18 protein-coding genes are annotated in these 26,738 nt (G+C 65.1%); 14 read left to right on the plus strand and 4 right to left on the minus strand.

What is annotated here, in order from left to right; all coding sequences use genetic code 11:
* Window positions 1-9: 9 nt before the first annotated feature.
* Window positions 10-888: a hypothetical protein gene (locus ASG95_RS09795; RefSeq protein WP_157581892.1), complete on the plus strand. Its 879-nt coding sequence runs from the start codon at window positions 10-12 to the stop codon at window positions 886-888.
* 128 nt (window positions 889-1,016) lie between these two features.
* Here the strand turns inward: ASG95_RS09795 and ASG95_RS22385 are convergent, their stop codons facing one another.
* Together ASG95_RS22385 and ASG95_RS21605 are read right to left on the minus strand one after the other, a co-directional pair.
* A complete protein-coding gene (locus ASG95_RS22385; RefSeq protein ID WP_369820373.1) occupies window positions 1,017-1,313 on the minus strand; it encodes a helix-turn-helix domain-containing protein in 297 nt (98 codons plus the stop codon).
* Window positions 1,306-1,740, minus strand: a complete 435-nt coding sequence (locus tag ASG95_RS21605) for a hypothetical protein (RefSeq protein ID WP_162259384.1) — start codon at window positions 1,738-1,740, stop codon at window positions 1,306-1,308. The genes ASG95_RS22385 and ASG95_RS21605 overlap by 8 nt, the downstream gene beginning before the upstream one ends.
* A gap of 765 nt (window positions 1,741-2,505) precedes the next feature.
* Here ASG95_RS21605 and ASG95_RS09800 point away from each other — a divergent pair.
* From ASG95_RS09800 to ASG95_RS22395, 8 genes are all read left to right on the plus strand, one after another.
* Complete coding sequence (locus ASG95_RS09800) at window positions 2,506-2,688, plus strand: hypothetical protein (RefSeq protein WP_057377321.1); 183 nt, start codon at window positions 2,506-2,508, stop codon at window positions 2,686-2,688.
* Window positions 2,685-3,134, plus strand: a complete 450-nt coding sequence (locus ASG95_RS09805) for a hypothetical protein (protein ID WP_157581895.1) — start codon at window positions 2,685-2,687, stop codon at window positions 3,132-3,134. The genes ASG95_RS09800 and ASG95_RS09805 overlap by 4 nt, the downstream gene beginning before the upstream one ends.
* Before the next feature lie 528 nt (window positions 3,135-3,662).
* Window positions 3,663-3,932: a hypothetical protein gene (locus tag ASG95_RS09810; RefSeq protein WP_057377323.1), complete on the plus strand. Its 270-nt coding sequence runs from the start codon at window positions 3,663-3,665 to the stop codon at window positions 3,930-3,932.
* Window positions 3,933-4,027: 95 nt separating this feature from the next.
* The gene (locus ASG95_RS09815; protein WP_057377324.1) at window positions 4,028-4,297 is read left to right on the plus strand and encodes a hypothetical protein; all 270 of its coding nucleotides are present in this window, start codon (window positions 4,028-4,030) and stop codon (window positions 4,295-4,297) included.
* A gap of 195 nt (window positions 4,298-4,492) precedes the next feature.
* Window positions 4,493-5,206 (plus strand): recombinase family protein, encoded by a 714-nt coding sequence (locus ASG95_RS22390; RefSeq protein ID WP_157581898.1) that lies wholly within the window; start codon window positions 4,493-4,495, stop codon window positions 5,204-5,206.
* Between the two features lie 85 nt (window positions 5,207-5,291).
* Window positions 5,292-6,506, plus strand: coding sequence for a hypothetical protein (locus tag ASG95_RS09825; RefSeq protein WP_057377326.1), 1,215 nt, complete (start codon window positions 5,292-5,294; stop codon window positions 6,504-6,506).
* Between the two features lie 11 nt (window positions 6,507-6,517).
* A complete protein-coding gene (locus tag ASG95_RS09830; RefSeq protein WP_057377327.1) occupies window positions 6,518-7,051 on the plus strand; it encodes a DnaB-like helicase C-terminal domain-containing protein in 534 nt (177 codons plus the stop codon).
* Window positions 7,052-7,115: 64 nt separating this feature from the next.
* Entirely contained in the window at window positions 7,116-7,550 is a 435-nt protein-coding gene (locus ASG95_RS22395; RefSeq protein ID WP_157582467.1) for an HNH endonuclease signature motif containing protein, read from the plus strand.
* An 887-nt stretch (window positions 7,551-8,437) separates the two neighbouring features.
* Here ASG95_RS22395 and ASG95_RS09835 read toward each other — a convergent pair.
* Together ASG95_RS09835 and ASG95_RS09840 are read right to left on the minus strand one after the other, a co-directional pair.
* Entirely contained in the window at window positions 8,438-9,955 is a 1,518-nt protein-coding gene (locus ASG95_RS09835) for a hypothetical protein (RefSeq protein ID WP_057377328.1), read from the minus strand.
* A gap of 6 nt (window positions 9,956-9,961) precedes the next feature.
* Complete coding sequence (locus ASG95_RS09840) at window positions 9,962-12,634, minus strand: hypothetical protein (RefSeq protein WP_235543709.1); 2,673 nt, start codon at window positions 12,632-12,634, stop codon at window positions 9,962-9,964.
* Window positions 12,635-12,869: 235 nt separating this feature from the next.
* On the opposite strand from ASG95_RS09840, the gene ASG95_RS09845 reads away from it, so the two are divergent.
* The 5 genes from ASG95_RS09845 (at window position 12,870) to ASG95_RS09865 (ending at window position 26,662) form a co-directional block, all read left to right on the plus strand.
* Window positions 12,870-17,726 carry a type ISP restriction/modification enzyme gene (locus ASG95_RS09845; RefSeq protein WP_200961898.1) on the plus strand — a complete coding sequence of 1,619 codons (4,857 nt, stop codon included), beginning with the start codon at window positions 12,870-12,872 and terminating at the stop codon, window positions 17,724-17,726.
* A 101-nt stretch (window positions 17,727-17,827) separates the two neighbouring features.
* The gene (locus ASG95_RS09850; RefSeq protein WP_057377330.1) at window positions 17,828-19,717 is read left to right on the plus strand and encodes a sigma factor-like helix-turn-helix DNA-binding protein; all 1,890 of its coding nucleotides are present in this window, start codon (window positions 17,828-17,830) and stop codon (window positions 19,715-19,717) included.
* Window positions 19,714-20,964 carry a hypothetical protein gene (locus tag ASG95_RS09855; protein ID WP_057377331.1) on the plus strand — a complete coding sequence of 417 codons (1,251 nt, stop codon included), beginning with the start codon at window positions 19,714-19,716 and terminating at the stop codon, window positions 20,962-20,964. Before ASG95_RS09850 ends, ASG95_RS09855 begins: the two co-directional genes overlap by 4 nt.
* A gap of 337 nt (window positions 20,965-21,301) precedes the next feature.
* Window positions 21,302-22,357, plus strand: coding sequence for an endonuclease NucS (locus tag ASG95_RS09860; protein WP_057377332.1), 1,056 nt, complete (start codon window positions 21,302-21,304; stop codon window positions 22,355-22,357).
* 93 nt (window positions 22,358-22,450) lie between these two features.
* Window positions 22,451-26,662 carry a sacsin N-terminal ATP-binding-like domain-containing protein gene (locus ASG95_RS09865; protein WP_057377333.1) on the plus strand — a complete coding sequence of 1,404 codons (4,212 nt, stop codon included), beginning with the start codon at window positions 22,451-22,453 and terminating at the stop codon, window positions 26,660-26,662.
* The last annotated feature ends 76 nt before the right edge of the window (window positions 26,663-26,738 follow it).

A 26,738-nucleotide genomic window follows, 5' to 3' on the forward strand; every position in this document is an offset into this window, starting at 1 on the left:
GTGTCCTGCATGAAGGGCCGTCCCCGACTCGCCAAGGCGTGCGACCACTTGTGTGAGACCTTCGTCGTCTCGATCAATCCCTCGGGCATGCGCTGGAAGCCCGGCTCTTCCGTAGCCGCGCGCATCGCTGCGGCCGACGGCGAGCTGGCTGGGGTCCTCGAAGAGGGTGCGGTCGCAGCCCTCCTGGCTTTCGACAGCGCCACCGACCACCTCCGGGCGCTGGGGCAGCTCCTCAACACGGAAGTCGTTGCACCTTTGGCCACCGTTACGCGTGGCACCGTCGAGGCGGCCGCCGCGTCGGCATACCTACTGGACAGCGATGCCTCGCCGAACGAACAGGCACGACGATTCCTCAACCAGATGTTCGCCGCCCTGACTGATCTGAAGCTCGCCCCCGACGAGGTCGCCGATCGGGAAGGGCTGGAGCGCACCATTGAGGAAGGCATCGGCATCGGAATGCGTCTCGGTTTGGCTGTCACACGACCGCGACGCAACTGGGAGCCTCCCTTCTTGGGCGACCGTCCCGAGCACATCGCTGCCCGGGTGGACAGGGTGATGCTCCGCGACGACCTCGGTAAGGTCGTCTACCGCATGCTCTCAGCGACCGCGCACGCGACACCGCAGGGCTTGATGCATTACCGGCGGGAGGTGCCGGGCGGGGCGGAAGGCTACTTCGCGAGCGAGGCTAAGTTGGACGACGTCAGTATCGCGCTGCGTCACGCAGCGGCACCCATCAGCGTCGTCCGGGCTGGGCTGAGCTTGATGCGCGCCTACGGCCTTGACACGACTTCGGTCACCATCTCAGCGAAAATGGCTCTGGCGGCATGGGCTGAAACCGCCGGCTTAGAGCACGACGCGTTTGCTCGGGTCGCCGAGTCCCACATGTAGCCGAGGGCGACCCTAGGTAGCCGCCTTCAGAGCCACGCTCGCTGATCGGGTGGTGTAGAGGCCTTTTCGGCGCATCTGGCGGCCCCGTCAGGGATTCGCTGCATGGCCCTTGCGAGGGCCCACCGCCTCTACGCACCGTGTCGCGGACGATGCCGAGTGGGTGTGAGGGACCCCACGCGGGGCTCGACCCGCGATTCGGCCGCCAGCTGCCCAAGATCCGACTCCGACAACCGGTAGCTCCGTCCAAGCCGGTGATGGGCGATGCGGCGCTCACGGCACTGCTCACGTAGCCAGTACTCGCTCATCCTCGTTAGCTCGGACACCTCGGCGATCGTGTATAGCCGTAACACAGTGGCTGGGATGCTGCCGATGCTCGCATCGCTGTGAAGCCCTGCAGGATCACGTGGGAAACCTGAATCACGCATTGTCGCCGCAGCCTTGGTCAGTCGGGATCTTCGGCATGGAGGGAACCTTGAGCGGCCGAGCGCCGGGCCGATGGGCGGAACAGGGCTTCGTCTCTCGTCCCTTCCGCAGATCTCCGCCCCAGATCGCGTGGCTCGGAACGACAAGACAAGTCGCGGACGAGCCTTCCGCCAGCCAGCCGTAGTCAATGGCTGTACGGATGGCGCGATGGACATTCTGCCGGGCCATCGGCGTAGCCACCTCGCCGGTCTTGCGGTCCATCCCAAGGACCGACGCGATCTCACCGGGGGAAAAGTCCGCATGCCCATTGAGCCCGTGTCCGCCGTACGCGAGGGCAGCCACGCGTACCCAGGCGGGAAGGACAGGTGACCCGGCGCGTTCCTTCCACACCTGCTGCCGGTGCATGGCATAGGGCTGACGAAGGCTCATGACGATCTCCTTGTTTGGGCGCTCACCGGCTGTCCAGGCGAATCATTGAGCGTGTCGGTGTTTCCGCCAGCGATCCAAGTGTCTTGTGGCCCGTGTGATCAGGGGTAGGCAGCGAACGCACCCTCCCGCTCGTCATCCGGGTCCCTCGATCGTCGTAGCGCTGTGCTGGTGGGGGCCTCGAGTGATCAGGAGTGGCTGGGCCACCCCACTCCGCAGCACGTCGCCAAGATGGCGACAGATCCTCGGAGTGGGCCAGGAGCAGCGCGCTCACGTGAGGTACTGCATCCCGGACCGGAGTCGCCGGGCAGTGGATCGGCCGCAAGGCTGTGTCATCGCTTGCTGGTGACGCTGGTCTGCAAGGGATGATTACGTTCAAGCCTCTGACCTGCGGAAATGCACTCGATCTCTATGACTCTTCTACTGCGCCAGCTCCTTCGACACAGAACTCGGAGCTTCCTCTGACAGGGTCAGGATTCTCATCCTGACCAAGACCGGCAGCTATTCAGAACACGCAGCGCTTCTCGCGCCAGCTTCTGGAAGCAAGCTTGCGTCCTCGCGCCTCGCATCGACTTGTTTCGCATGTGCCTCCGGCGGCTCCTCCGGAGGGGTCGAGCTTCGCTCGATGTTCTCTTCGAGGTTTCACACGTGCAGGACTTGTTGGGATGTGTCTTGTCACAGCAGCAACGAACATCTACGATTTCTTGTCACAGAGACAGGAGAAGCGTGACGGGACGAAGACAGCCGGAGGGTGAGGTTCATCGCGCGATGCTCCTTGAGTACTTGCGCACCTTCCAGCGGAAGCACCACTACATGCCCTCCATCAAGGAGATGGCCGAGGAGACTGCCATACCCAGGACGGCCGTTGTCTGGCACCTGGAGAAGCTGCGCGAGAGCAACGCTGTGGACTACGAGGACGGCAAGCTGGCCCGATCGCTGAGGCTCAAATGACGACCAAGGTCCGCGCTCGGGTGACAGAACAAGTGACGCCCGACGGACTCCGCAGGATCGCGATGCTGCGCACCCAGTCCTCGGGCATGTGGCTCTCCGGTAAGGCGACCACGCGAACAGAGACCCTGCACCTCGACGGCACGATCATGGCCATGTTGGACGACGGCGAGACCAAGGAGGACCCTGTGGTGATCGCCTACGACGCGATGCCGGCCCGTACGCAGGACATCCTGGATCTCGCGCGCCATTCCTTGGCGACGAGCCTGCTAGCCCGCCAGATAGGCGAACAGGCGGCGTCGGGTGAGCGTCCCAGCGCCGCGCAGCTGAAGGTGTGGGTGGACTCGTATCGCGGGCTGGTGGAGTGGAAGCGCGAGGCGGAGCGGCGGATGGCGCAGGCACAGGGCCAGATCGACGCCCTAGGGATGCTGCTCGGTCGGTTCGTCTGATCGGCATGGCCGGCTGGACTGATCTCTGCGGCCTTGCAGAACGCACGTTTGCAAGGCCTCTTTTCCAGCGATGGGCACTGCCTCTCGGTGCGTGGGCAGTTCGCCGCCACACACGCGAATCCCTATGCAGCAGTGCATATTTCTATGCCCCTTCCCTTCCCCAAACCCGTGCCCTAGGGTTCCTTTCATCAACCACCACAGGTGGACACATGCGGTCAGGTGACTGACTGTCCAAGCCAGTCATAGCTGGCTAGGGGAGCCGTCCCGTCTCCAGCGTTCCTCAGTGCCGTCGACCGCTGTGATCCAGGATCGCCTCCTGCCTTGCAGGGACTTGTGACTCATCGCTTCTTCGAACCCACCGCAAAGTGCAACGCCCCAACGTGCGTGCCTACGGCGTAGTGCTCGCGAGGGCGAATCAGTCACGCGCACCCGTGAGGTGCGTTCTCGCGCCCCTCCGTAGAGGCCAGGCACTGCGCACCCTCCATCTCTCGCCCTCAAACGACCATGCCTGTGGCACCAAGGAAACCCATGACCCTTTTGTTTCTACCGATCCTGTCCGTCACGCTCACCTGGCTGATCTGGGAAGCCTTCTGCACCTACAACGTCCTCACCCCGATGGGCTACCTGCCCGAAGGCTTCCACGACGGTCACTCGTGCGGCCCAGGGGACAGCTGCCCATCGGCCGACGGGGAGTTCGAGCGCCAGAGCAAGACCCATCGGAGCCTCCGTGACAAGGTCGCGCTCATCGTGTTGGGGCTCATCTTCATGGGGGTGCTGCTCAGCCGCTTCGAGGTCTGACGCCGGCCCATCCGGTTGCAACCGCCACTCGCACGAATCCCCGTCCACCTGTCGAAGCGTCATCCACACTCTCTGCGCACTCCTGAAGGAAATCAATGACCCTGCTGCTCCTGCTCCTCTACACACTTCTTCCGGCGGCGCTCACATGCCTTGCTTGGGATGCCAAGTGCCGCTTCAACATCATCAACTGGGGTGGCCATTGCAAGCATGATGTTCCGTGCGGCGGCGATAGCTCTGGTAGCAGCATCGCGAATGACGTCGATGACGGCGATCCTGCCCTTCGTCTCCAGTTCGGCATCAGGATCTTTGTGATCTTGGTCGGCCTTCTTGTGATGGGGGAGATGTGGACCTGGCTAACAGCGTGACGTGAACGCCCGCAGGGTGGCTGGATTTACGTGAAGCGGTTCCGGTGTGCGTGCGCGATGAACGAGAGAAGGCACTGAGGAGCTCCGAAACGCGCGTTTTGAGAGTGCGAACCGTGCGAGGCATGGAAACGGACGTTTACACGGCACCTTTTACGAAAAGGGGTGGATTCTCGTGCGACACCGGGAGGGCCAGTGATGAAATCGCCAACAGGTCAGCCGGCTCGCGCTCTCGCCCTGGGCTACGTGCGGGTATCGACAGCCGGTCAAGCAACTGACGGTGCAAGTCTGGAAGCGCAGCAGACGATGCTTCGTGCCGCGGCGGAGCGCCGGGGGTGGGACGTCGAGATGGTTCTGGACGCGGGATTCAGTGGCAAGGACATGCGAAGACCCGCCCTGGGTGCTGCCTTGGAGCGCTTGGACATCGGCGATGCGCAAGTCTTGATCGCCCTCCGGTTGGACCGCCTATCTCGCTCGGTGGCTGACTTCGCAGCCCTGTTGGCACGAGCCCGTCGTCGGTCCTGGCGGGTCGTGCTGCTCGATCCGGCACTCGACACGGAGGACGCGGCAGGCAAGTTCACCGCTCACGTCCTGGCCGCCGCCGCGGAGTACGAGAGAGATCTCATCGCCGCCCGAACCCGCGAGGGCATGGCCCAGCGTCGCCTCGAGGGTGTGAACCTGGGACGCCCCCGCGTTGTCCCAGAGTGGGTGATAGCGAGAATCGTGAACGAACGCGCATCTGGGGCCACCCTGCGAGGCATCGCGGAGGGATTGACCTCAGACGGCGTCCCGACCGCACGAGGCGGCAGTCCATGGCGAACCTCGTCCGTGCAGGGGCTTCTAGATTCCCTCACCGGCAGACAGATCTTGGCTGGGCTGCCAGCTCAGGGCACGGCCCCTGGGCACCTCTAGCGGCGCGGCGAAGGAACCAAGCGATAAGGCCGGACTCCGTTCGAGCCGCCACCTGGTTTCTCCGTCCCCGTGCCGATGAGGCGGCATGCGCGACGCGGCTTGGAAGGAAGAACAGACCGTCGACCTGGGTCATCGGGACGTGTTCAGTTCTACGGGCGGTGCAAGGGCCGGCCTCAACGTGCTCGATTCCCGGCCGCCGGCTTCCTCACCGAGCCGGGTCAGTATCGAGGACGCCCCGGAACCAGAGATCGCCACTCCTCAAGGTTGGCGGCCGTGGGGCGAGCTGCATGTTGGCGACGAGGTGTTCGGCAGTGATGGGCGCACAACCGTTGTGACCGACGCCTACGAACGCGGCCGCCAACCGACCTACCGCGTCCGCTTCAGTGACGGGTCCTACTCGGTGGTGGATGGTGACCAGCCGTGGCTCCTTCGCCAGCGGGGAGGCAAGTATGCGGACTGGCGAGACCTGACCATGACCACCGCCGAGCTGCTGTTGGCCAACCTGCAGGCTCCTACGTATGCGGACGGTCGCTCGCGCGGTTGGCGCTTCACCATCCCGATGGCTGGCCCGATTCAGTACCCGACCATGGATCTTCCCGTCGAGCCCTACACGCTGGGGGCGCTCATTGCCAACGGTGGCCTTACGGGAAGCAGCGCCACCCTGACGACACCAGACCACGAGGTCGTGACGCGCATCCGCCGGCACTACGCCATCCCTGCCTGGCGGCCCAGCGCCCCGGGTGAAGTCTGCGCGCGCGGGACCGTGCGGGGAACCATCGCATCGATCCGCCGGCTCGGGCTTGACGTGCACAGCGCGGACAAGTTCATCCCGGCGACATACCTCCGCGGCGATGTCGAGCAACGAGTGGCGCTGCTCCAGGGCCTGATGGACGGTGACGGCGCAAGCCGAGGGGCACGGCGGGCCTCCGTGCTGTACTTCACGTCCAGTGAGGCACTCGTGCGCGAAATGAGGGAACTGGTAACCAGCCTTGGCGGAACGGCCAGCGCCCGCTGGTACACGCGGCCCGGTCGCCGGCCGGAGGCATCCATGGGCCTGATGCTGCCAAGGATCATCGAGCCGTTCCACACCTCGGCGAAACGGCGTGGCGTACCGCAGAAGGTCACACAACCACGGCGGGCAATCGTTGGGGTGCAGCCCCATGGCGAGGGGCGCATCCGCTCTTTCAGCGTGGCCGCACCAGACGGCCTCTACGTCGTGGGCCGCGACCACGTCCTCACCCACAACGGCACCTCCTGGCCAATGTCGCCTACATCGTCGGTTTCCACCCGACCCTGCTGATCTCCCTGGAGATGAGCGCACCCGAGGTCTACAACCGGCTCCGTCGCATCGCCCAGTTCTGGAACCCGCTGGCCACCGACGACGACATCACCCACGAGTTCGCACGGCTGCGGATCGTGGACCAGCGGATGCAGCTCGGGGACATGGGCCGGCTGGTCGAGGAGTTCGAGGACGAGACGGGGGAGCACCCGCACCTGGTGATGGTCGACTACCTCGGCTACTACGCGAACGGCGTGCCGGGCGGCTCCCCGTACGAGCCCAACTCCAAGGCCGTCATCGGCCTGAAGGAGGAGGCCAAGGCGTGTGGGGTGGCGGTGATCGTGCCCCACCAGGCCGGCCGCTCCGCTGCGGGTGGAACGCCCGTTGGCGTCACCGACGCCCGCGACTCCGGTGTCATCGAGGACACCGCAGACATCTTGCTCAGCCTGTACCGGCCGAGCGACGCCGACCGTCAAGGGGACGCGGTCGACGGCACGGTCCGGTCCGAGGTTCTGAAGAACTGCACAGTCTCGTCACGGGAGAGCGCGGTCCGGAATCGTGTCTAGCTACGCCCCGCTGCGCGACCCGAACCGGCTGTGGGATCGAGTCGACTTCGATGGGGCCTGCTGGATGTGGCTCGGGCCGGTAAATCGGAGTGGCTATGGGCACCTTCGCCGGTTCGGTTACGTTCATCGACTGGCGTGGGAGCTCTTGAGAGGCCCAATCCCCGAGGGGATCACGGTCGACCACCTGTGCCGGAACAGGGTCTGTGTGCGTCCCGACCATCTTGAACTAGTAACGCGCGCTGAGAACACTCGTCGAGAGAATGCTGCCCGTAAGTGCTGTCCAAGGGGTCATGTCTACGACGCCGCGAACACCTACCTCTACAAGAACAAGCGGGGATGCCGAACCTGCCGCGCAGCCCAGAGTCGTCGAAGCGCTCGCGAACCAGACTCGACAGGCCAGCGACCTCCTCCTGACGCGGGAAGAGGTCACTGGTTGAAACCCACTATTGCCCACCATTACGAAATGGCCTCTGCCGCTCGACCGCCTTCGCGTTCGTGAGAAGGACGTCACGGGATGCGGAACGGCCGACCGATAGGTGCCCACGACTCGCGTACATCCCCTTCGGCCTCCGGTTGCCGCTGTGCCCCGTGCAATGAGCCGACAATGCCTCCTCGGAGCGATAGGTGATCCGTTTCGTTCCACGCACGAGCCAAAGCTCGAGGTAGCGGTCACCTGGCGGTCGACGTAGATCAATCGATCCTCGAGCTGCGCCCGATCGCGCCTCCAGACATTCAGAGTCAAGGTTGCCTCGTGGGTCGGTGCCTGCGCCGGGCTGGGGTCGAGCCTGAATCTTGATCTGGACTTTCAGGAGGATCCGCTCGTTCCTGGCGACCTCTGCTGGTGAGGCTGGGGATCGCGGACCGTCATTCCTCACCGGGCCGCTGGGCGTGCCAATCGCGCCCTGGCCGCCAGAATCCTTCGCCTGCCGCTGTTGAGTCCGTGCCACGAATGGGAGCCTCTGCGCCCATCGGCCCCCGGCCGAGGCGAATCACTCGCACACGGCGCTTGGAACTGCGTAACTTCTGCCCCGTGCTGGCGGGCCCCGACTGTTGACGTGTCGCCGGCTTTGCGGACTTCGGCGATTGACCATTTGCCAACTTGGCGGACGTCCGCGCCTTGGTGCCGACGTTTCGGCAGAAGGCGCCGCCCTTCCTCTGATGCCGAGGAAACAGCCCTTTGGCATTCAGAACCACGGCTTTGCCGCAGGCGTCACAGCGGGCGCGCAGCGGATCACTTCCCATAAGCCCCTCCTCGACGATCGGCGTGATCGTAGCCGCCCTGCCACCAGGCATGAAGCGACTTGGCCAATCGTGCCCAGTGCGAGCAGCGCTGTCGGCACGCAACAGGTCGCCCACCAGAGTCCGCCGCCCGGGGCTCTCGGTAGGTCAGGATGTGGCGTCCACTCCTGCTGGCGCTGCAGGCGTCGCGAGAGTCCCACGCGCAAAGGCGGAGAGGATACGTCGGTGTGTCTGGCGGGGAAGCTGACGGGTCCCCGGTTCACCCAGTGGCGTTCCGGGTCGAGCTGGTGCCGTAGCCAGCAGGTCGTCGAGGCCAGCCCGTGACAACAGAAGCAGGCCATGTGTAGCCCGTGTGCAGGTGACGGCTAAGCGTCCAAAGGCAGAGTTGAAGTCGTCCAACGCGCTTGCCCCGGACAGGGGATGAATCGCCACCGTGATGGCATTGGTCTGCCCCTGCCATGAGTCCACGGTTGATGCCACGACGAGACCCTCGGGAAGGTCGTGCGCCTCGACGAGGCGGTCGACGACGTCCTGCGCGTCATCGACCGCTTGGTTGCGCGTCGCCAGCACAGCGATCATCGGATCGTTCTGCGGTTGGTCCTTCGACGTGACCCGCCAGTCACCATCGGGAGTCCCGTGCGTGTCATAGGACGCCTGCCTTGCCAGGACACCGCTGGCGATCAGGTCGTGGAGCAATGACTCAAGCACGGACATCAGCGGCATGTCGATGTCGGCAGCCTCTGCTTCTGCCAATCCGGAGACCTCGAGGAGGGTGGGCACCCCAGACGCAACTTGCTCCCATACGGCCGATGAGGTCGCTGGCATCGCGCCGATATCGAGGACTCGATCGCCCGGCGCTGCGACGCAGTCGAGCCGATCCCAGTCCGCGTAGAAGGCCCGCCAGAGCGGCAGCTGTGCCGCGGTTGGGCGCCATACCGTCGGCATGTCCATCGCCCACGTCGCCTCATCCCCGACGTAGGCGGTTGGCCACGCCCTGTAGGGGTTGTATCCCGCGTCGCCGCGCCAAGGGTTCTGCGACGCGTCAAGGGGCGGCAGCTGACCGACGTCACCCACGCCCACGATGACCGGCGCGTTGTTGTCGATGCGCCGGAACCGGTGCAACGGGAGTTGCCAGGCCTCATCGATGAAGAGCACGTCAAAGAGCCGCTCACCGTTCTTCCCGGGACCTTGCGCGTTCTTGATCCGCCAGCCGACCGCTTGGATCATGTGGGTCGTCGCGACCACGACGGACGCCTCGGGCGGTACCTCGGTGTACGACGAGACGACGGTGCAGGTCTGTCGCACTGACGTCGGGACATCGACGAACCGCTTCTTGCTCACGAGCAGGCAGACGGCGTCCTTGCCCAATTCGGTTCCCAGTTCGCCGGCCAACGGGAACACCTGCTTGTTGGCGAACGCGGTCACCCCGATCCGACTGGTCGATGGGTGGGACACCGCCTCCGCGACCATGCGACGAAGGGCATGCGACTTGCCCGCGCCGGCAGCGGCCTTGAGCAGGATCCGTTCGTATGACTCCTCGCCGTCGAGGACCGACTGAAGAGCACCGATGGCTTGGGTGGTGACGTCGGTGTTGAGGATGGCCGCGGCCGAGTGGTGAGCGGCAGTTCCGTTGTCGAGGGCCGGCTGAGTGAATGTGACGGTCATGGCAGCTCAGTCCAGGTCGTCGATCGTCAGGGAATCTGGGGCGCGTGCCTCATCGCCGTTCTCGTCACCTTCTGTGGGGGTGCCTGTCGCGACCGTGTCGAACTGGTCCTCGTCGACCACCGGCGGCCAGACCTGCGGGTTGAGCTCTCCCAGCGCACGTCGCTCAGCGATCCAGTCGGCTGTGTCGGCCTCGCTCGCTTCGTGGGGTCGGCAGCACCAGCGATGGCCATCCGGGTCGTCGGAATAGTCCCCCTCCTCACAGGATGCCTTGGGCGCACTCGTCTGATCGAGGCTTGGTCGCGCGATGCTGATCTCGTGCCCAGACTTGAACGTGGCGCCGATCCACTCGCCGTCGAGGACGACGAGGTCGTCGCCGACCTTGAGTTCTGGGCAGACCTTGAAGTGCCAGAGCAGCGAGCCGTCAACCTCGGTCTGCTCATCGGCCTCGAGGACGCCCACCGGCTGCTGGCTGAGCTTGAAGCTCCCCATGAGCGTCTTGAGCGCCGTCCCGGGCAGATCCACGGAGGGGCCCGCGGGGCTGTGGGCGACGTGGATCGTCGACTCATCACCAATGCGTCGTGAGTGCACGATCAACCTCACCGGGTTGACCGATGCAACGGTGGCTCGGGCCACCTCACGGGTGCCAGCGTTGCTGGCCATCTCGCGCGCGACCTGCGGGTTGGCCAGAGCACGCAGCTGCGAGTCGAGTCGGCGATCCGCGTCGAGCTGGTCGACCTGGTCGTTGCGCCACACCCACGACACCCGTCCGAAACGGACGAGGTCCGAGGCGTGGAGCTGTTCGCGGCGTCGCCATACCCGCTGCGACTCGGCCTCGAGTGCCAGGTAGGCCTCCCGCATGGTTGAGACGGGCAGCGCGTTGAGGACGCCGATGGCGGCGTCCACCACTTCGCACTTGTAGGCGAGTTCTTCGAGAACCAAATCCTCGTATGCCGCGTGCTCACCTCCGCGACTTCGGCGGCTGGCTCGATCTGGCGCTGCCTCTCGCGACGCGGTCCGCGAGGCGCGGTGGATCGCGTCAGACTGTGCGTTCGATAGGCGAGCGCCTGGTGTGGAGATGTGGGTCGCGATATCGTCGGACACCGTCCTGTGGTCAAGGGCCGAGTCGGCGAGGGCCCAGCGGACGAGGTAGTCCAGACGCCCCGCGTCCGACCGTGGTCCACCTGGCACAACGTGGCCGGCCAGCACCGACCGGAGGTCGACAAGTGCGCTGCGCAGCACGAGGGCCCTCGACCGGTCGGCCTCAAGGAGGAAGCTGACGGCCAGACGCTGTCTCGCCGTCAGTGGGTCGGGAACCTTCGCGGGATCACCGTTGAAGGTCAGGGCCGGCCGGCCCATGTCCAGGTCGCGCTGCCAGCGCAGCCGGCTGATCTCGACGCCCGCCAAGGAGTCGGCGATGGAGACGAGGACGTCCCCGGTCACAGCGTCTGGCAGCACCAGGTGCGCAGCTGCGTCTCCGGCGGTGCTGAGCGCCAAGTCGAGCGCGCCGCCGACGGCCTCCATGACCCGCAGGCGAGTGAGTGGGGACTGTGGGTCCTCGAACACCTCGTGCTGCCACGCACCGGGACCGTGCGGACCGATCGTCTGGATCGCGATGCCGTGGAGACCCAGGGCCGCGGCGTCCGACTTCGCAACGACGATGTTCACGGTGCCGGGCATCCCGGCGGCGTCGACGCGCTTCTGACCGGTGAACTCGGGCAAGCCACTCATGGTGGCACGCACCGTGGCAACCAAGGACGCGGGGGAGCCGTCGCTGGGCTCGACCCCCTCGAGGAGGGGGAGGAGCCCCGGCCGCTGTTCCGGTCGGATCCCCAGTTCGATCAATCGGGATAGGGGCTCCTTCGACGCCCGAATCTCCGAACGGCAGTGGTTGAAGAGAGCACACGAAGCGCAGCTCGAGGGATCAAAGGTCGCCTCCAAGTGGGCGACGAAGTCCTCGACGTCCGACAAGGGGACGTCGGCCCCGCCGCTGGCGGCCAGGAGACGCTGGCGTTCGGCGACCTTTTCCATGACCTCGTCGCGGTGGTCGTCGAGGCACTCCACGACAGCTTCGGGCTGCAGATAGGCGTTGCGCGGCACCGCGAGGGCGCCCCAGGTATGCACCTCCATATCCTTCGGCAAGCTGCTCCACTGCGTGACCGACTCCGCGCCCAGGGCTACTTGGAGGAAGCCCTTGAGCATCCGACCGTCATCGATACGCGACCGCACCCGCTCGTAGTCCTTGGCGTCACCCATCACCAGCCAGGAGCCGATCACCTGCCCGGTCCCGTCGGCCTCGGTGCCACTGACACCCTTCGCCCGTCGCGGAGCGACGATCGCGAAGTCGGGTTTCACCGGTGTGGCGCCCTGCACGCCCTCCATGCCGGCGAAGGGGACAGCCATGCTGGTCACCATCGTCGCAGTCGCCTCGTGGACGGCCTTGAGATGCGCAGCGGCCAATGCCCTGGCGGTCGTGGCAACGTTGACCTTGCCGTCAGCTCGCCGCACCGCCGTCGGCCGGGACAATTGAAGAGCACCCACGGCAGTCGTGAGCAGCTCCGAGACGAACTGTTCGTGGCGTACCAGGCGTTCGAACGTCATGGCACGCATCCATCGCGCCTCAGGGATGCCGGCGGAGGTATCGGGGTTCTTGAGCTCCTTGGCGAGGGCTCGTCGGCTCATGCCAATGACGAGCGGATCCGTGTGGCGGAATCGTTCGCACCCTGCGTGTGCGGAGGCGGCGACGGCGCTGCTGCCACCCCCCGTGCTCAGCCCACCCACGTCGCGTACCTCCTCAACCCTGACGAAACACCCACCACGATGACCTGCGAAAAGTCACAATAGGGGCGATCCGCGCCGAAGGCGGCTGGTTAGGGTGTGGACACCGTCAAACGAAGTTCGAAGGGGAGCACTGACTGTGGTCGAGTCGACCTTGGAGTACCTGCTGGAGAAGCTCGACCAGATCTGGACGACCTATGGGGAAGACAAGACGGGGAAGGGCTCGGCCTTCGAGCGGTTGATGGCGAGCTACCTGCGCACGGCACCGGAGTTTGCCGATCGGTTCGGCGAGGTCTACCTCTGGGACGAGTGGCCGGACAAGGGCAAGCAGCACGACCACGGCATTGACATCGTCGCCCGCGACATCCACAACGGCGGCTGGTGCGCGATCCAGTGCAAGTTCTACGACCCGCAGCACCACATCTCCAAGGGTGACATCGACTCTTTCATCGCGGCGTCGGCCAAGCCCCAGTACACGGGCCGGATCATGTTCTCCACGGCGAAGGACTGGGGGCCGACGGCTGAAAGGCAGCTGGACGGTCTGACAATCCCTGTGACGCGGATCGGCGTCAACGACCTCCTCGAGAGCAAGGTGGACTGGAGCCAGATCGACTGGCAGGAACCGCAGACCTACCTGCCGCTCACGGGCAAGAAACAGCTCCGACCTCACCAGAAGATCGCCAAAGACGCCGTCATCAGCGGCCTCGCCACCCAGGACCGCGGCCAGCTGATCATGGCCTGCGGCACCGGTAAGACCTTCACGAGCCTCAAGATCGCCGAGCAGCTCGCCACGGACAATAAGGCCAAGGCGACAACAGTCCTCTTCCTCGTCCCGAGCATCCAGCTGGTCAACCAGACCTTCCGGGAATGGGCCCAGGAGACCGAGCTCCCGTTCCGCGCCTTCGCTGTCTGCTCCGACGTCAAAGTCGGCAAGGGCGGATCGAAGCCCGCCGACGACCCCGAGGACATCGCCGTCACGGACCTCATCATCCCTGCGACGACCGACACCAAGGCGCTGGCCGCCAAGGTCAAGGAGGCGCACGAGAACGACCGCTTCACGGTGATCTTCTCGACCTACCAGTCGATCGATGTCGTCGCCCAGGCCCAGCGCGATGGTGTGCCTGAGTTCGACCTCGTCATCGCCGATGAAGCACACCGCACGACCGGCGTGACGCTGGCAGACACTGTCGAGTCCCAGTTCGTCCGGGTCCACGACAACTCCTACATCGATGCCGCCAAGCGCCTCTACATGACGGCGACGCCCCGCCTCTTTGACCCCAAGGTGAAGGAGAAAGCCACCACCAACGACGCCGTTCTCGTCTCCATGGACGACGAGAGCCTCTACGGGCCGGTGCTCCACCGCCTTGGCTTCGGCGAGGCCGTCGAGAAGGACCTGCTCACCGACTACAAGGTGCTTGTCCTCAAGGTCGACGAGAGCTTCGTGGCCGAGTCGTTCCAGTCCGAGCTCGCCCAGTCCGGGGAGATCAAGCTCGAGGATGCCGCCAAGCTCATCGGTTGCTGGAACGGACTGGCCAAGCGCTTCGGTGATGCCGCGACCGCCGACGACCTCGATGGTGACGACCTCACCCCGATGAAGACCGCCGTGGCGTTTGCGGCCAACATCAAGGCGAGCAAGGCAGCCCGAGAGGCCTTCCCCAGCATTGTGGACCGTCTCATCTCGACCTACGCCGACGAGCAAGACTCCGGTGATGCCCGCGAACGCAACCGCATGCAGGTCGAGATCCGCCATGTCGACGGGACGATGAACGCGGTCGAGCGTGGCAACGAGCTGGCGTGGCTCAAGTCCGGCTCGGAAGAGACCGACAACGTATGCCGGGTGCTCACCAACGTGCGCTGCCTCAGCGAGGGCGTGGACGTGCCGGCGCTCGACGCGGTCATGTTCCTCACGCCTCGCGGCTCGCAGGTCGACATCGTCCAGTCCGTCGGCCGGGTCATGCGCAAGGCGGCCGGCAAGAAGCTCGGCTACATCGTCCTGCCCGTCGTCGTCCCGTCCGGGATGTCGCCCGAGGCGGCACTGTCGGACAACAAGCGCTTCCAAGCGGTGTGGGAGGTGCTTCAGGCTCTCCGCGCTCACGACGACCGCTTCAACGCGATGGTCAACCAGCTCGATCTCAACACGAAGAGGAACAGCAAGATCATCTTCGTTGACCCGACCCCAAGACCACCACGAGACGACACGACGCAGCTCACGCTCCCGTTCGGGATCGAGGAGTGGCGCGACGCCATCTACGCGCGCATCGTCAAAAAGGTCGGCGAACGTCGCTACTGGGAGACCTGGGCCAAGGACGTCTCCAAGATCGCCGAGCAGCACATTGTCCGCATCACGGGCCTGCTCGCGGACTCGGAGTCGACCGCCGCCAAGGAGTTCGAGATCTTCCTCACCGGCCTGCGCGGCAACCTCAACGACGGCATCACTCAGATCGACGCGGTGGAGATGCTCGCGCAGCACCTCATCACCCGCCCCGTCTTCGAGGCACTGTTCGCGGGGTACGACTTCGCCGCGCACAACCCCGTTGCCCAGACGATGGAGCGGATGCTGGGCGTCCTCGACGAGCACTCCCTCGATGCGGAGAACTCCGAGCTCGAGAAGTTCTACAACTCGGTTCGCGGACGGGTTGAGGGTGTCGACAACGCCGAGGGCCGGCAGCGGATCATCGTCGAGCTCTACGACAAGTTCTTCGCGACGGCATTCAAGCGCACCGTCGACAAGCTCGGCATCGTCTACACCCCCGTCGAGATCGTCGACTTCATCCTGAACTCCGCTGACGAGGTCCTGCGGAAGCACTTCGGCCAGGGACTGACCGACGAGGGCGTGCACATCCTCGACGGCTTCACGGGCACCGGCACCTTCATGGTTCGACTCCTCCAGTCCGGGCTGATCAAGCCTCATGACCTGGCTCGGAAGTACGCGAACGAGCTGCACGCAAACGAGATCCTGCTTCTCGCGTACTACATCGCCGCGGTCAACATCGAGACGACGTATCAGGACCTTGTGCGTGGCTCGCTGGAGGAGGAGGCGGCTTACGAGCCGTTCCCCGGGCTAGTCCTCACCGACACGTTCCAGTCGTACGAGCAAGGGGACGAGGACGACCTGGGCGTCTTCCCAGAAAACAACGAGCGAATCAACCGCCAGCGTAAGCTCCCCATCACCGTCATCGTCGGCAACCCGCCCTACTCATCGGGCCAGGACAGCGCCAACGACAACAACGCCAACGAGAAGTACGAGACCCTCGACACTGCGATCCGCGACACGTATGCGGCACGGTCGACGGCGACGAACAAGAACTCGCTCTACGACTCCTACATTCGGGCGATCAAGTGGGGCTCACTGCGGATCAAGGACCGTGGCGTCATCGCCTTTGTCACGAACGGCGGCTGGCTCGACTCCAATACCGCCGACGGAATGCGTCTGTCGCTTGCGGACGAGTTCTCCGCGATCCACGTCTTCAATCTTCGCGGCAACCAGCGCACAGCCGGAGAGCAGTCACGCAGGGAGGGGGGCAAGGTCTTCGACGCCGGCTCGCGAGCCACGGTCGCCATTACAGTCCTCGTCAAGGACCCACAACAGTCTGGCCCGGCAACGATCCACTACACCGACATCGGCGACTACCTCACTCGCGAGCAGAAGCTCGCCAAAGTCGCCGAGCTCGGCGGGGTGACGAGAATCGAACTCGCGTCCTCCCTTACCTCCAACGAGCACGGCGATTGGCTCAACCAACGTCGCGACGATTTCGAGTCGTTCCTGCCCACAAGCGGGCCCGTAGCTTCGGCCCTGTTCCGATACTCGGGACCGGGTGTACAGACAAACCGCGACTCTTGGGTTTACAACGCCTCGTTGGGGCGATTGGCGGCAGCAATGCGTAGTGCCAGTCACGAGTATCAGGCGGCCGTAGATGGCAAGCGAACGAACGATCCATCGCGGATCAAGTGGTCGTCCTCTCTTGAGGCACGCCTAGTTCGTCGGGAGCCGATTGACTACCGAGATGATGTGGCCACGGTGGGTCAATACCGGCCATTCGAGCGAAGCTACCTACACGCCGACCCGCGCTGGATCCACCGTCCCGGTTCCATGTCTAGGACATTTCCCAGCCTAGCAACCGACAACTTCGGCTTCTATGTGACAGGAACGAGTGCAGCCATGCCTTTCACTGCTCTCATGACCAGTCGGATTCCGGACCAGGCCCTGTATGGCGGGCAAACAAATGGCCAGTTCATGGCTCGCTGGGAATACCAGAAGGTGGACGAGCACGGAGCGCTTTTTGACTCCAACGACGGCGATACCGTCGATGGGTATCGGCGGATCGACAACATCACGGACGAGGCGCTGGGGAGGTTTCGGGCGGCATACGACGAGTCGTTCACGAAGGACGACATCTTCTTCTACGTGTACGGGCTACTGCACTCACCGGAGTACCGCGAGACCTACGCATCCGACCTCAAGAAGATGCTGCCGCGCATCCCCCTGGTTGACGACGCCCAGCCCTTTGTGGACGCCGGCCGTCGGCTGTCCGAGCTGCACCTCGGGTACGAGTCAGCGACTCCCTACCCCCTCGATGGGTTGGACGTGGATGCGCCGAAGAACGACACGGCATACGGAATCTTCAGGGTCGAAAAGATGGCGTTCGCGAAGCAGCGCGACCCGGAGAGCAAGAAGCTCGTCGCCGACAAGTCGACGGTGATCTACAACGACCGGATCACGCTGAGCGGGATCCCGGAGGCGGCGCACCGCTACATGCTCGGGTCGCGCTCCGCGGTCGAGTGGATCATTGACCGCTACCAGGTCAAGACCGACAAGCCGTCCGGGATCGTCAACGACCCCAACGACTGGAGCCGCGAAGTCGGAGACCCGCGCTACATCATCGATCTGCTCGCAAGGATCGTCACCGTGAGCCTCGAGACGATGCAGATAGTCGACAACCTGCCGCCGCTGGCGATCCTGGAAGACCAGCAGTCGCACAGAACGCAGCAATCGTGAGTGGGATAGAGCTCACCTCCGAAGTTGCGCCGGAGCCGCCATTCAGGGAACAGTTCCCCGGCTTGCGGCCCCTTGCGTCATGGCGTCTTTCGGGTCGCGAGGTGGCTCCGCTCATCCGTACCCATGGCGAACGGCTCGAACTGGAGTGGCTCGAGCGTCATGGCATCCACACAGTGGCAGACCTGCTTGCGATCGGACCCGAGGACATCGCGACGTGGAGCGGGTTCGGCGTCACCAAAGTGGAACGGCTGTCCATGTTCACGCGCCGACTGGATGCCGCGGCCACGGACCTGCTCGGTAAGCGACTCCTGCTGGACGGTTCCGCGACTCAGCCCAAGGGCGCTGCGCTGCTGTTGGCGGACTCTGTGCAGGACCTCACCTCCTTGGTTGGGTGGGCGCGTCTTTCGTCCGGGGCCGTGACGGTGGGGGATCTCGTTCGTTGCCTGGCCGCTGGTGTTGGGCCGGAAGACGTCGTCGATTCGGTTCGCCAAATCCTTGAGAGCCCGTTGCCTCCCGTGGACCTCGATCCGTTGGGCGACCTGCGGTCGTGGATTGGCACTCTGGACGCTCGTGATCGCGTCGTGCTCGAGCGTCGGCTGGTTCGCTTCGAGAACTCGACGTTGGACGAGATCGGAAGCGAGTTCGGTGTCACGCGCGAACGCATCCGACAGCTCGAGGGAAAACTCAAGGGCCGCCTTCAGCAGTGGTTGAGTTCGGATGACGGACGAAGCGTGAGGTGGGCGCTGCACCTCTTGGACGGAGGCCTTGGTGCCTGTGCCCCCGACTCGGAGGTTCCGCTCGTTGGTGAGGATGGCGGCCACTCGGAGGAGTTCGGTCTGCTCCTGTACCTGGCTGACATGGTCTGGGAACGGGACGAAGGTGTGATTCGCCGGCGGAACTTCGTCTGGCCCGTTATCCAAGACATTCCACTGGTCGACGGCGGTCCAGTGGTCGCGGAGAGCGGTCTGCGCGCTCTGCTTCAAAGCCGAGGGGTCGTCAATGACCACCTCGAATGGGCCGTTGGCCAAGTCCAGGGCCTCAACCGACACCTTGGCATTCTCGTGGTCTGGCCCGCCAACATGGTCGACCAGAGCATTGCGGTCCTGTGCGTGAGTGGCGTGCCCATGAGCGACACCGAGATCGCCCATCGCCTGGATCGCGACATCAGCGTTCGAGGACTGAGGAACAGGCTGATGGAAGACGACCGGTTCCGACGGGTCACCAAGAGTGATTTCGCGCTGACTGCCTGGGGGCTGCCAGAGTACGGCGGGATTGTTGCCTCCATGGTGCAGCGGCTCGAGGACCAAGGCTCCTGCACGGTGGGGGAACTCGCCCGGTACCTCGAAGAGCGCCACTCCATCAACGCGGGATCAGTCTCGGCGTATGCGAGCGCGCCCATCTTCATCCGGGAGGGCGACCTCCTGCGAATACGGCGTGCCGACGAGCCGTACACGCCGTCGTTGAACATTTCCGACGTCAAGGGCTTATACCGGCTTGGGCCGAGGAAGTTCGTCTGGCACCTTCCGGTGGACCACGACCTGCTCCGGGGTAGCGGGCGCTTCTGCCCCTCTGAGGTGGCGACTGCGATAGGCGTGTACCCCGGCCGCAGCGAGACCTTGGCGACCCCCATCCGGGACATCCGTATCACCTGGACTGCGACCACGCACATGGGTCCTACGATCAGCAGCCTGCGTGCCCACGCCGAAGAGTTGAGAGCGGACAAGGGAGATCGCCTCCGAATCGTCGTTGACGGCGCTGCTTGTACCGCCGATGTGTCCCTCGCCCCGAAGACCCTCGGTGGTGCTGAAGGCATCGCTGAGCTTCTCGAAATCGCCCCCGATGGAGTCGCGACCTCGACTTCATTGATCGAGCAACTAGGACGCTCAATGGATGTCGCGCCCGAAGAAGTGGAACGGAAGCTTCGCCAAAGAGGTGATGACGAAATCGCCGATGTCGTTGGCGCCGCACTCAATGAAGGAGCTCTGACGTGATGGAGGGCAGTGAGCGGCTCGCTGAGGACTCTGTCGCTGAGGTCACCTTGTTCCTGGACGAGGACGGCGGACTGCTCGTCCGCGGCAGCTCCCAAGCGGTGGACACGGTGCTTGCAGAACTGTTGACACCGGCTGAAATCGAGGCGCACCGCCAGGTCGCGTCCCGCGTGGCTGACGTCACGGCCGCAGGCGCAAGCGTGGCCGCGATTGCAGTAACCGCACAGGAGTACCTGCGACCAACCGCCGCCAGCTTGGAGAAGCTGAGCCGCCTCGGAGCCCAGACGGACAGCTCCGGAGCTCTGCGGGGCTACGTTCGCGACAACGGCCGGTTCGCTGGGAACCTCTCGTTCGAAACGGTTTCCTTCGGAGCCGAGCAAGCGCTGGCCCTCCAGACTGCCGCCGTCACCATGGCGCTGCGGACGGCCATCGCGAACGTCGAGGCCGCCGTCGAGCAGGTGGAGGAGAGGGTCTCGGACCTCCAGCGCAGACTCGGCGCAAGGGAGGTGGGCGATGTGGTCGGCGCCTACCGTCGCCTGGACCGAGTGGTGGCTGCGACGGCCACTCGAGGACACCTGCTGGATGCCGATTGGGACGCCGTAGCCGGCGCCGGGATCGAGCTGGATCGCGCTCTGGAGTCGATGCGCGCCTACGTCATCAAGACCGTCAATGCGATCGATCCTGACGCCCGGCTGCCCAAGCGGGAGGCCGCCGTCGAGGGCCTCAGCGCTACCGATGGAGTAGGGGGCACTCTGAAGCTCATCCTGGTAGCAGAGCAGGCGCTCCACCTGTGGGAGTACCTCCGTCTGGAGCGCGTGCGGCAGACCGACCCGGGTCACGTCGAGTCAGCACTGGGTGAGGCCCGCTCGTCTCTCAAGTCCCAGAGGGCTCATGACGAACGGCTCGTGGCAGCTGCAGTAGAGCGGATCGAGCGAGTCCGCACCATCGACCCCCTCGAGGTCCACCACCTCATCGCCATCCCCAGCATGGAGGTCGCGTCCAACCGTGCCCTTGACGAGCTGGAAGCGTTCGCGGAGGCGGCACGTGCACCCGTCCCGACTATCGGGCGTGACCTCACCCGCCCGGCTCTGTCCGAGACCCGGGCCGAGGCGAAACGAAAGGCTCTCGACGCGAAGGACGACGTGGTCGAGGTGGCTCGTCTCACTGGGAAAGCCACAGCCATGGGCGCGAAGTACGCCTCCAAGAAAGTGCGCCGCTCGAGCCCTCCCTCGCCGTCGGCCAACGAGTAGCTCGTCCTTCACGACCCGAGGAGGTCGAACAGCTAGTCAGGGCTTAGCAGTGGCACACATCAACCTCGCGTGCGAGCTGGGAGACAATGTCGTCGGTGGGAGTTGCGCCGACGATCAATAGGTGGCGGGTGAGCAGCAGCGCCCGCCGCATCGAGCCGGCGGGTCTGGTCGCGGCGTCGTGGCGGNGAGCTACCGCCTACCCGGGGAGTGGGCCCCCGGCGATGCGTCTACCGGCTAGGGTCGGGAAGCCGGAGGCTGGGCGTCCATCCGGCCTGGTCTGGGATGTCCGACGCTGGGACCGTACGGGACCCTAGCTGTCGCGAAAGGGGAACCGACGATGCTGTTTGACATGACCGATGGGGCGCTGGTCGCCGTGCCCAAGACAACGTTTGCGGCGGAGAAGGTCCTTGAGCGAGCGCACCTGCAAGCGGCGATTCGCGACAACATCAGAGTCCTCGACGAGGGGCTCCTCGTGGTGGCCGAGGAGTTCGGCGAGTTCGAGGACACCCACCGCAGGATCGACCTCCTGTGTGTCGACCGAGGCGCCCGACTGGTGGTCGTTGAACTGAAGCGCACCGAAGACGGTGGGCACATGGAGCTTCAGGCCCTTCGGTACGCGGCGATGGTCTCGATCATGACCTTCGACGAACTGACGGCGACGTTCGCCCGCCACCTGAAGGCCATTGGAGATGCCGAGCACAACGTCGATGCTGCCCGCGCAAGGCTGATCGAGTGGCTGGACGCTGTGGAGTTGGACGAACCTGTCGTCAGTCGTGAGGTCGGGGTGATCCTCGCGGCTGCGAACTTCAGTCAGGAGATCACCACGACGGTTCTGTGGCTCAACGAGTTCTATGGCATGGACATCACCTGCATTCGCCTCCGACCGTACCGTCACGAGGGTCGCCTCCTTCTGGACGTGCAGCAGGTGATTCCGCTTCCCGAAGCCGAGGAGCTCATGGTCCGGCTCCGCAAGCGCGAAGCTGCGGCTCGGGACGCAAAGTCAACAGATACTCGAGACCTCACGAAGTACGTGGTCAGGACGCCCGAGGGAGAGACCGAGCCGCTGCCGAAGCGGCAGGCCATCCTCAAACTCGCCCGGGCCCTCCATGACCACGGAACCCCTGCGAAGACAATCGCGGGGGCCGTCGGTGCCAAGAAGATGATGGCCGTGCCTGGGCACCTTGAAGGCGAGACTCTCTGGGAACAGTTCTCCCAGCAACACGCTCAAACCGAGGGGCGTGGGCGCAGGTGGTTCTCCGAGGCTCCCTTTGTGGATGAGGACAGCACCTGGCTGTTGAGCAAGATGTGGGGTACGCAGACGGAGGAGGTCCTCGACCGACTGCTCGACCTTGCGCCGACCGGCTTTGGCTACCGCGCTGCCAATGAGATCTGACGGAGTCCTCATGTGCCACGCGGGAGGGATCCCAATGACAGCGGATGGAACCTGCCGGCTACAAGCACCACCACAAAACGTTGGGCCAGACACATGAGTCTTGTTGAGCGGCTTCGCGCCGATGAGCTCGAGTCGCTCCGATCTGAGGTCCAGGCCGGCCGGCGGGGGCACATTCTCAAGACGCTGGACGAGCGGGGTGGGGCTCAGGATCTTGTCCGCGGGCAGTATGCCGGGCGGTATCCGTTCGAGCTGCTGCAGAACGCCAGCGACGCGGCCGTCGAAGCAGGCCGGGAGGGGCGGGTCCGCTTCGTCCTGACGCCTGAGTCATTGATCGTGGCGGACAACGGGACAGGCTTTGGCCCTGATCAGATTCGCGCGATTTGCGGCCTAGGGCGTTCGTCGAAGGACCCACGGAAGTCCGTCGGGTACAAGGGTCTTGGGTTCAAGTCTGTCGGGGAGATATCTGCGACACCGCAGATCCTTTCCGACGGGGTTCAGTTCGGGTTTGACCAGGTGCGTGTCCGCAGCGATGTCGCGGCTATCGCCGGCGACCTTGACCCCAGCCAAAGGCTGCCGGTGTACGCGTTTCCGTACCTCTTCGACCACGCTGATCTCGGGTCGGACGAAGGCGTGGTGGATGACGCACACGCGGATGGCTTCACGACCATTCTGCGGCTTCCGTTCCGACCCGATGTGCGTCGCGCTGACGTGTCGAGGCAGTTGCTCGAGAGCCTGACCCCTCGTCTACTCGTGTTGCTGACAGGTATTGGACAGCTCGAACTTGTCGGTGCTGGGCCCAAAGTAACGGCTGTCGCGACCCGGACAACCGAGGGCGATCATGAGGAGGTACTGCTCGAGGTAGGCGCGTCCATCGAGCACTGGTTGGTGTATCGACGCAGTCTGGTCGCTCGCAGGGAACTGCTTGACCGGCTCGAGGACGCTTGGCGCGAGGTGGAGACCGTCGGCGTCGCGGTCGCGGTGCCATTGGGCGAGGATTCCCGGCCATCCACGGGGCGTTCCTATCCGCTCCATGTCTACTTCCCCACCGAGGAGGACACAGGGCTGCCGATATTGATGCACGGGGACTTCAGCCTGCAACTGGACCGCCGCCGGCTGGCCACCACGCCCGAAGCATCGCCCTACAACGCCTGGTTGTTGGACGAGGCAGCGGATCTGGCGGCTGCTGTCGTCGCCCCTGCCCTTGCGCGACGGTTCCCGTCAGACCCTGCGGCTGTGGTGGCTCTGGCCCCGAAGAAGGACGGAGTGGGACTTGGGGCGGTGATGCAGGCCAGCATGCTCGAGAAGCTGGGCGATGTTGCGTTCGTCGGCGACACAACCGGCGGTTACCTGACGCCGCGTGCGGGCGCGCTGCTGCCGACTAGCCTTCCAGACCAACTCGGCGCCGCTGACCGGTTCGATCTCACCGGCTGGGCCGACTTGGTAGCCTTGCCCATCCAGTCCGACCCCGGTGCCGCCAGCTTCTTGTCGGCCACGTTGGGCTCGCGGGTGCACGCGCTGGCCGACACGCTGGCGCGGCTGCGGCACCCCGACGAGGCGGGCGCGGCTGACTTCTATCGCCTGTTGGTGGAATGGGCCGAACGCGCAGGGGTCCGGCCATTCGCCGCGGCGCTGTCGAAGGTTCCCGTAGTCCGGACTGCTGCCGGCCATTGGATCGCACCCTCCAACAAGGTGTTTTTTCCACGCCGGCGCGAAGACATCGCCGTGCCACCCGAACTACCCGTCCCGATTCTCGACGTTCCACCGGTCGAAGGGCTCGAGGAGCTGTTGCGGGCAACGGGCGTCCGCGACTTCGAATGGCGCGAGCTGCTCAATGATTACCTCTTACCGCTGCTACTCGACCCTGGCACCGAGCCGCAATTGAGGACCCAAGCGCTGAGCGGTCTGCGGGTGTACCACCAGACCCAGCGCGGGGGTGACCATGCGCTGCTCAGGCGCATCCGGTCTGTGCTCCTCCCGGCCAGGTCATCAACGCGGGTCGGGGCACCGGAGCTAGTGGCGGCCGAGCGCCTGTACTACGGCACCGAGTGGACCGGATCAAGCGATCTGGAGCGTCTCTACGGCCCCTTCGGCCAGCATGAGTTCCTCGACTCCTTGCCTCCGGAGGAGTCCGAGCAGCGGTCCCTGGACATGGCCTTCTTCACCTGGATGGGTGTTAGTGGATCTCCAAAGGTGCTGGAAGCCGAGACCGAGGCACGTGACACCTACAAGGTCGAAAACGTGGTTCGCCACCCGCATCACAGAGTCACCAGCTGGGACGGTTGGTGGCGAGAGGAGCGCACGCAAGCGGCCGCACGATGCGAGCAGGGGCACTCCTATAGCCAGCAGCTCCGTGCCTCGTACGCGCTCGACCGGGTCGAGGCGCTGGCCGCCACCAAAGATCCGGCCCGCCTGTTGCTGCTGTGGAGTGCGCTGGCGGCGAACTGGGCATCGGACTATCAGGCAGCGACACGGGCCACCTTCCACTGTCAGCACCAAGGACATGCTGGCCTCCGTGACCGCACTGCGCCCTCGCTGCTGATGTATCAGCTAACTCGGCCCGAATGGGTCCCCGCCAGGCTGGGCGACGACGTCGCCTTCGTGGCTCCTGGACAAGCTTGGCGACTTGCCCCAGAGACGCCTGGCGGGGTCGCGCGGCGCGTCCCGCTGTTGGCCAGGCAGATGGTCATTGGCCCCGGCGTCGAGCTGGCGACTCGCCTGGGCGTGACCGATGCCGCCAGACCCTCTGGGCCCGATCTGGCGGGATTGCTGCGCCGGCTGCGTCGCGACCACGAGGCCCCCGACCCGGACGAGCGCGAGATCAGCCAGGCGGCGCGCTGGGCGATGCGCAGGCTCAACGACGTACTCGACGACGGGACGGACGTGGACCTAGGGGAGGTGCCGCTGCTCGCGCGACGGGCCGGCCGTACCGTGTTCGACTCCTCGCCGGTGGTGACCGCCGACCCACTGCTGGCCGAGACGTGGGAGGAACACTTCCCGGTGTTCGACGGGGACCGGGACCTGCGTCGGCTGTTCGCGGCGCTCGGGCTACGAGTTCTGGACGACCCCAGCGGCGGCGTGGCCATTACACCGCTACCCAGACGCGTTCGGCCCGATGCCTTGCCGGGGGTCCGCGCGCTGCTCAATCGCGTGAAGCCGTTCCTTGCTGCCGCAGCCATCGCCACAGCTCCCTCGCGCGAACGCGAGGTCATCCGCGGTTTGAACCTTCTAGAGCTCGTGCTGTGCGAGGAACTGATCCTCAGCTACACCTACGAGGGCATCGTGGTCGAGCGCCCCGAGGCGGTGGCCCACATGGCGGTCCGGACCGAGACGATCCGGGGGGCGATCCGTCGGAACGTTGCCACGGCATACCTCGAACTCGACCCAGCCACGGCAGCGCCCGACTGGTATGTCTTCGGGCCCCAGCTCGCCAACTACCTGAGCGTCGCTGCACAAGGAGACGCCTTCGCCGTGCTCATGACCAGCACCGACGCGGACCGGTGGCGCTACCTGGCCGCGCGCCGCATCAACCCATCGGAGATCGACCGACTCAGACAGGAACTCGACCTGCCCGCCGATGAGGACGACCTCGAGGCACTCGTCGACTTCCTGCCTGAGACCGTGAGCGTCCTGGAGCAGCCCGTGGGCGAGCCGCCTGCCCCTGACACGGAAGGGGTCCAAGGCGGCTTCCAAACGCCCGCCAAGACTGCCACGGCAGGGTCTGCGCCACAGGCGCTACCGCCGATCGACCTGGAGAGCGTCGAGATCCACAGCGTCGACCCCGACGCGGTCGAGCGGACGGACAGGCCCGCAACGACAGGCACCACCGCGGGGTCACTCGGGCCCTCCGGGCCCGTGGACCACGCCCGAGATGACGAGCTGAAAAGGACCATTGGGCACCGCGGCGAGGAGGTCGCCTTCGAGCGGGAGAAGGCGCGGGTCCGGCAGTTCGGCGACGACGACCTAGTGGTGTGGGTCTCCCAGCAGAACCCCTTTGCCCCCTACGACATCGAAAGCGTCGACGCGGACGGACAGCGGATCTACATCGAGGTGAAATCCACCACCAGCGCGGACCCGACCGAGGCATTTCCCATCAGCAAGGCCGAGCTGCTGACAGCCGTGCGCGAGCGGTCGCGCTACTACATCTACCGGGTCACCAGCGTCAGCACAGCCACACCATCCATCTTCAGATACCAGGACCCAGCAGGCCTTCTCGCCAGTGGCAAAGCCGACGCAGGCCTCAAGGACGCCCGGATGCGGCTGGGCATCGACAAGACCGTCACCGACGCGGAACCACCGGCATCCTGATCTGGCCTCAGGCTCCTGCACTACGCGCTGAACCCTGTCAGGCTAGAGAGCACGGGAGGTGCATCAGCCACGAATG

It is taken from the genome of Phycicoccus sp. Soil803, assembly GCF_001429685.1.
In the GTDB taxonomy this organism is placed as follows: Bacteria; Actinomycetota; Actinomycetes; order Actinomycetales; family Dermatophilaceae; genus Pedococcus.

Bases quoted from the DNA above. Each gene is read 5' to 3' on its own strand.
- ASG95_RS21605 (WP_162259384.1), bottom strand. From the start codon at position 1,740: ATGAGCCTTCGTCAGCCCTATGCCATGCACCGGCAGCAGGTGTGGAAG.
- ASG95_RS09865 (WP_057377333.1), top strand. From the start codon at position 22,451: ATGAGTCTTGTTGAGCGGCTTCGCGCCGATGAGCTCGAGTCGCTCCGA.
- ASG95_RS09825 (WP_057377326.1), top strand. From the start codon at position 5,292: ATGCGCGACGCGGCTTGGAAGGAAGAACAGACCGTCGACCTGGGTCAT.
- ASG95_RS09840 (WP_235543709.1), bottom strand. From the start codon at position 12,634: ATGAGCCGACGAGCCCTCGCCAAGGAGCTCAAGAACCCCGATACCTCC.
- ASG95_RS09795 (WP_157581892.1), top strand. From the start codon at position 10: ATGAAGGGCCGTCCCCGACTCGCCAAGGCGTGCGACCACTTGTGTGAG.
- ASG95_RS22390 (WP_157581898.1), top strand. From the start codon at position 4,493: ATGAAATCGCCAACAGGTCAGCCGGCTCGCGCTCTCGCCCTGGGCTAC.
- ASG95_RS09805 (WP_157581895.1), top strand. From the start codon at position 2,685: ATGACGACCAAGGTCCGCGCTCGGGTGACAGAACAAGTGACGCCCGAC.
- ASG95_RS09835 (WP_057377328.1), bottom strand. From the start codon at position 9,955: ATGACCGTCACATTCACTCAGCCGGCCCTCGACAACGGAACTGCCGCT.
- ASG95_RS09830 (WP_057377327.1), top strand. From the start codon at position 6,518: ATGAGCGCACCCGAGGTCTACAACCGGCTCCGTCGCATCGCCCAGTTC.
- ASG95_RS09800 (WP_057377321.1), top strand. From the start codon at position 2,506: ATGCTCCTTGAGTACTTGCGCACCTTCCAGCGGAAGCACCACTACATG.
- ASG95_RS09815 (WP_057377324.1), top strand. From the start codon at position 4,028: ATGACCCTGCTGCTCCTGCTCCTCTACACACTTCTTCCGGCGGCGCTC.
- ASG95_RS22385 (WP_369820373.1), bottom strand. From the start codon at position 1,313: ATGCGTGATTCAGGTTTCCCACGTGATCCTGCAGGGCTTCACAGCGAT.
- ASG95_RS09860 (WP_057377332.1), top strand. From the start codon at position 21,302: ATGCTGTTTGACATGACCGATGGGGCGCTGGTCGCCGTGCCCAAGACA.
- ASG95_RS09810 (WP_057377323.1), top strand. From the start codon at position 3,663: ATGACCCTTTTGTTTCTACCGATCCTGTCCGTCACGCTCACCTGGCTG.
- ASG95_RS22395 (WP_157582467.1), top strand. From the start codon at position 7,116: ATGTGGCTCGGGCCGGTAAATCGGAGTGGCTATGGGCACCTTCGCCGG.